Below are 2,746 nucleotides of genomic sequence, written 5' to 3'. Positions count from 1 at the left end.
AGATGTACTTTGCCAAGGCTTACTTGAACTTTCTTCTAATAGTGAGCGCCTGCGTTCAATGACTTTCTTCCCTCATCTTCAAATACTACCTCTGACCGCAACTTAGTATCAACAGCGATATTTATGCTTTGGGGATGATTGGGATTCAAGCCTTAGTCGGCTTGCCATCGGTGCAGATTCCTAAAGATCCAATTACTAAAGAAGTTATTTGGCGCGATTACGTCCAAGTAAACGATAAACTAGCAGCAGTTTTAGACAAAATGGTTGCCTATCGACATGAAGAAAGATATCAGTCGGCGGTAGAAGTTAGTGAAGATTTACGACAAGTTTGAGCGCAGGAAATATTGCTTTTAAACTTTTTTACCGAGCAATGGCGCAATTGAGTCATAAAAGTAATCGCTTAGGCTAGAAAATTATGAATCTCATTTCTCTGCTTTTACGTTCTTCATGGTTGACCGTTGCGATCGCAATTTTTACGGGATTACTTAGCGGTGCTAGTAGTGCTTGGCTAATTGCTCTAATTAGTACGGCTATTAGTAGCAATGGAACTAATAGCCCTGACTTGGTTTGGCTATTTTTGGGGCTGATAATAGTTGTATTTATTACAGGTTTAATCTCGCAAATTTGGTTGATTCGGCTTGGGCAAAAAGTTATATTTGACTTACAAATGAGTTTGAGCAGAAGAATTTTGTCAGCCTCTTTACGCCACTTAGAAGAATTGGGCGCTCCTAAGCTTTTGGCAACTTTGACAGATGATGTGCAATCTCTCTCCAACCTCGTCTTTGTAATTCCTTTGATAAGCGTCGATATTGCGGTCGTAGTTGGCTGTCTATTTTATCTTGGGTGGCTTTCGTGGCTAGTATTGTTAGTAGTCTTCAGCTTTTTGTTTGTTGCTACTTTGAGCGTACAATTTTTGTTAGCTAGAGGCGAACGTTTATTAGGTTTGGCGCGGGAGGAGCAAGATCGATTATTTAAGCATTTTCGCACTATTACGGAAGGCACAAAAGAATTAAAATTGCATCAAGCGCGTCGCCAAGAATTTCTGGAGGGGGAATTACAAAAGGCGGCGGAGTCTTCACAGCATTACAAAAATGTTAGCTTGAGTATTTTTGCTTTTACTGCTAACTGGGGACAGATTTTATTTTTTCTGGCGATCGCGTTACTACTTTTTGGTTTGCCTCAAATAACAACTATTGAAACTCCAGTTTTATCTAGCTACATTTTAACTGTTACCTATTTAACAACTCCTCTGCGTAGCATCTTAGAGTTATTGCCTAATCTGAGTAGAGCTAGTGTAGCGCTGCAAAAATTAGATACGTTGGGGTTATCTTTAGTAGAGCAATCTGAAGACATAAACTGTCCGCCGCTTGACCTAAAAATTGATTGGCAACAATTAAATTTGTTAGCAGTTACTCACGCTTATCGCGGAGAAAGTGCCGAACATAGTTTTACTCTTGGTCCTATCGATCTAACTTTTCGTTGTGGTGAATTAGTATTTATAGCTGGAGGTAATGGCAGTGGCAAATCAACCCTTGTTAAGTTAATTACTGGGCTTTATACTCCCGAAACAGGACAAATTCAAGTTGATTATCAACTTATAACTGAGCAAAATCGAGAATGGTATCGCCAGCAATTTTCTGTTGTGTTTGCTGATTTTTATTTATTTGAACAGCTATTGGGTATAGATAAATCTAATTTGCGGCAAGTCCAAGATTACTTAAACTTGCTACAACTAGAACGCAAAGTTCAAGTTAGCGATGGCAAACTATCAACTACGGCTTTATCTCAAGGACAACGAAAACGTCTAGCTTTACTTACTGCTTATTTAGAAGATCGCCCTATATACGTATTTGATGAATGGGCTTCCGATCAAGATCCTGTATTCAAAGAAATTTTTTACACTCAGCTATTAATGCAATTGCGAAATCGAGGCAAAACAGTGCTAGTAATTAGTCACGATGATCGCTATTTTCATTTAGGCGATCGCATTATCAAGCTTGATTATGGCAAAGTTGAGTACGACAAATACGTTAAGCAAATATAAAATGCAAAGCTGAACTACTCAATATTGATTTTGGAAGTGCGATCGCGCCAAACACTTGTGTTTTGTTAAAACCTCTGGCGCGAATCCCGAAAAATCCCCCAATTGTAAGGGATTTCAACATCGGCAAAAGCTTATTCACGCAGGAAGTCTATTTTAGTTAGTTGCTGTACAACAAGGTACTAAAGGTTCTCTGGCAATTTGGTCTAATCCAACAGAATCTAACAAATCTACCCATTGGGTGACTATCTCGGAGTTATTGGGGTTAGACTTGCGGTTTTCAAATAGTGCCGCGAGGCTATCATACCAAATGCCATTAACGGCATAAATAGAGGCGTGATCGCTTAGAGATGCTTGTTGCAATACGCTTTGTAAAGCAGGATCGGGTTTAATTCTTTGCACCCAACTATCTACAAATATATCTGCGGAGCGATCTATAGTGTGTAACACTATAGATAAATACCAGTGATAGCTTTTACCCACTTCCAACGGTTTTAAACCAGGCAAACTAGAGAGATTTATACTAGCAATACCACCAGTTTTAGTTGGTGTGAGGTTTTTCTGATAAATCTCGTTATCGTTTTCATCTAGTAAAGATAGTTCTAGTACGTCAGCAGAAGTTTGCGGTACGTAGAAGAAAATTACTGGATACTGGGCTGTAGTCATGCCTAAGTTATTGAGATCGGAAGCTCGTCGTGTAGGGAA

General features: G+C 39.2%; 3 protein-coding genes. 2 read left to right on the top strand and 1 reads right to left on the bottom strand.

Annotated elements, in window-relative coordinates; genetic code table 11:
* The first annotated feature begins 134 nt into the window (after nucleotides 1-134).
* Nucleotides 135-332 carry a hypothetical protein gene (locus AC2VE5_RS25480; protein WP_486890379.1) on the top strand — a complete coding sequence of 66 codons (198 nt, stop codon included), beginning with the start codon at nucleotides 135-137 and terminating at the stop codon, nucleotides 330-332.
* 83 nt (nucleotides 333-415) lie between these two features.
* Nucleotides 416-2,044, top strand: a complete 1,629-nt coding sequence (locus AC2VE5_RS25475) for a cyclic peptide export ABC transporter (RefSeq protein WP_486890378.1) — start codon at nucleotides 416-418, stop codon at nucleotides 2,042-2,044.
* A gap of 153 nt (nucleotides 2,045-2,197) precedes the next feature.
* On the opposite strand, the gene AC2VE5_RS25470 is transcribed toward AC2VE5_RS25475, so the two are convergent.
* Nucleotides 2,198-2,746 (bottom strand): DUF928 domain-containing protein (locus tag AC2VE5_RS25470; protein ID WP_486890377.1); only part of this gene is annotated, 549 nt, incomplete at its 5' end.

The sequence above is a fragment of the Aliterella sp. E5.1 genome (assembly GCF_057473825.1).
This window is presented reverse-complemented; position numbering and strand designations above follow the sequence as displayed.

Excerpts from the sequence above, each read along its gene's own strand:
- AC2VE5_RS25475 (WP_486890378.1), top strand. The coding sequence starts at position 416 with ATGAATCTCATTTCTCTGCTTTTACGTTCTTCATGGTTGACCGTTGCG.
- AC2VE5_RS25480 (WP_486890379.1), top strand. The coding sequence starts at position 135 with ATGATTGGGATTCAAGCCTTAGTCGGCTTGCCATCGGTGCAGATTCCT.